At 59.7% G+C, this 2,062-nt stretch carries 3 protein-coding genes; 1 reads left to right on the plus strand and 2 read right to left on the minus strand.

Features of this window, described 5'->3' with window-relative positions; translation table 11 throughout:
- The coding region (locus HY699_22570; GenBank protein MBI4518593.1) for a hypothetical protein at positions 1–386 on the plus strand (386 nt) is incomplete at its 5' end.
- A gap of 266 nt (positions 387–652) precedes the next feature.
- On the opposite strand, the gene HY699_22575 is transcribed toward HY699_22570, so the two are convergent.
- A complete protein-coding gene (locus HY699_22575; GenBank protein ID MBI4518594.1) occupies positions 653–1,630 on the minus strand; it encodes an IS3 family transposase in 978 nt (325 codons plus the stop codon).
- A gap of 38 nt (positions 1,631–1,668) precedes the next feature.
- The gene (locus tag HY699_22580) at positions 1,669–1,983 is read right to left on the minus strand and encodes a transposase (GenBank protein ID MBI4518595.1); all 315 of its coding nucleotides are present in this window, start codon (positions 1,981–1,983) and stop codon (positions 1,669–1,671) included.
- Between the last annotated feature and the right edge of the window lie 79 nt (positions 1,984–2,062).

Below are 2,062 nucleotides of genomic sequence, written 5' to 3' on the forward strand. Positions count from 1 at the left end.
ACCCCGCCACGGCGCCGACCGAAGGTCTCCTCTCCGGCTGGACCTTTCTCAGCGACGCCGATGCCCGCGCTGCCAGTGCAGGCAAACTCGCCTCCGCCGGCACCCAATTCATTCATCGCCCCGGTGTCGAAATACCCGGCGGCCGAGCCATTGCTGAAACTTTGGAAAACCTCTTCCGCCTCAAACATGAACTCTTGCCTCAATTAAAGAACATCCCCTACGTCCAGGAAGACACCCCCATCGTGTGCGCCTGGTATCCGGAGGCGCGGAGCGTGCTCCTCTGGGACTTGAGCGGGAGAGAGCAGGCTGTCACAGTTCGACGAGGCGATACTTCCTACAACGTATCTGTTGCACCGCTCGACGCGGGCTTGGTGGAAGGTATCTGATCCAACAAAATTCTGGTTGGCCTATTGTCCCGGTTCAGCGGAAAATGGACAATGACCGGTTTTTGTTAATGAGTACGGTCGGGTTCTGATTCCATTTTCAAGATGCGTTTTTTTGAGGCATAGCAGGTCTATCATCCGATGAGGTTTTTCATCGGGGCGTGACCCCGAGAGCAGGCCACGCCCTGTCATCGTCTGATGAGCCTGACCGGGCTATCCCTTGGCTGGTTGCTCGCCAGCAGAGCCAGCCTCCGTTTCACCCGGTGATGTTAGTGTGCCACTGCCTGCATCAAGGCGCAAGTGGGTTCTGCCTTCACCTCCTTCCCGCCGGCCGCCGCGGCCTGGCGGCGCTGGCGCCGTTGCTCGCGTGCGGCTTCCAGTTTGCGGTCGCGCTCGGTGAAGATCGTCGGGGCGCGGCCTTCGAGTTTGTCCTTGGGTGTGACGAAGCCAATCGCGCTGTGGAGACGGACTTCGTTGTAGTGCTTGACGTATTTGGCGACCAGGCGCCGGGCATCCTCCAGCGACAAGGGCGTGCCGGGCCGGATGCATTCGCGCTTGAGTGAGCCGTGCCAGCGTTCGATCTTGCCGTTACTCTGGGGATAATAGGGCGAGGTCCGGACGTGGGTCATACCACTGAGGCGGATGAACTCCTTGAAGTCTTTGGCGATGAACTGAGGGCCGTTGTCGGAGATGATCCGGGGACGGGCTTCGGGAAAAGCTTCCTTCGCCCGCTCAATGATGATCTCGACCTCCTCCACCGTCATGCTCTCGCGGATTTCCCAGTGGACAATGAAACGGCTGCAGCCATCCAAGAGGCTGCACAGGTAGTAAAACGTCCCGGAAATGTTGATGTACGTCACATCCGTGTGCCAATGCTCATGGGGCAAGAGCGGCTGGACGAAGCCGGTCCCTTTCTTGGAGGACTCGCCGTTCCACCGCTCCAGCAGGCCCGCCGCGCGCAACACCCGCCAAACGCTGGTGGCCCCCACCGCGACGACGTTTCCGTCCAACATCATGTAGGTCAGCCGCCGGTAGCCCTCGCCGGGGTGGTCTTTGGCATAGGTCTCGATCTTCTGCTTCTCCCAGTCTTCCAGCCAGAAGTCTCGCGGAATCTTGCCGTTGTGCTCATTGACCTGACCGTAGCGGGCCTGCCAGTCGTAGAACTTGCTCCGGCCGATCCCCAGCCAGGCGATGAAGCGGCGCTGCGGAATCTCCGCCTTCTCTGACCACTTGTTCACGAAGTCCATGACGGTATCTCGCGTCTCATGGGGCACCCATGCCTTCCTCAGCGTGCCCCAAGATTTTTTTTTAAGGCCACGTGCTCCTCCATCAGCTCCGAGAGCACCTCGTCCTTGCGCTGCAGCTTCGCCTCCAGGAAGGCAATCCGCTGCTCCCGCGCCGTGGCCTCCGGCCGCGATGACCGTTCAAACGCCAAGGCCCCCTTCTCGAAGAAAACCTTCTGCCAGTCGTAAAACTGCGTCGGGTGAATCCCGGCCTCCTCACACAAGTCCGAGACGGGCACCTTCTCCAAGAGGTGCCGCCGAAGTACCTTGACCTTCTCTTCTGCTGTAAAATGACGCCGGTGCTTGTTCGTGTTCATGGATGGTTCCTCTTTGACCGTCTACATATTCTTCCCGGTCAGAGAGTCCATTTCCAGCTGGGGCGGAACAGTTCCGGCC

This window comes from Deltaproteobacteria bacterium, assembly GCA_016210005.1.
In the GTDB taxonomy this organism is placed as follows: Bacteria; Desulfobacterota; Binatia; order HRBIN30; family JACQVA1; genus JACQVA1.

Coding starts and splice junctions, on each gene's coding strand:
- HY699_22580 (MBI4518595.1), bottom strand. CDS start 1,983: ATGAACACGAACAAGCACCGGCGTCATTTTACAGCAGAAGAGAAGGTC.
- HY699_22575 (MBI4518594.1), bottom strand. CDS start 1,630: ATGGACTTCGTGAACAAGTGGTCAGAGAAGGCGGAGATTCCGCAGCGC.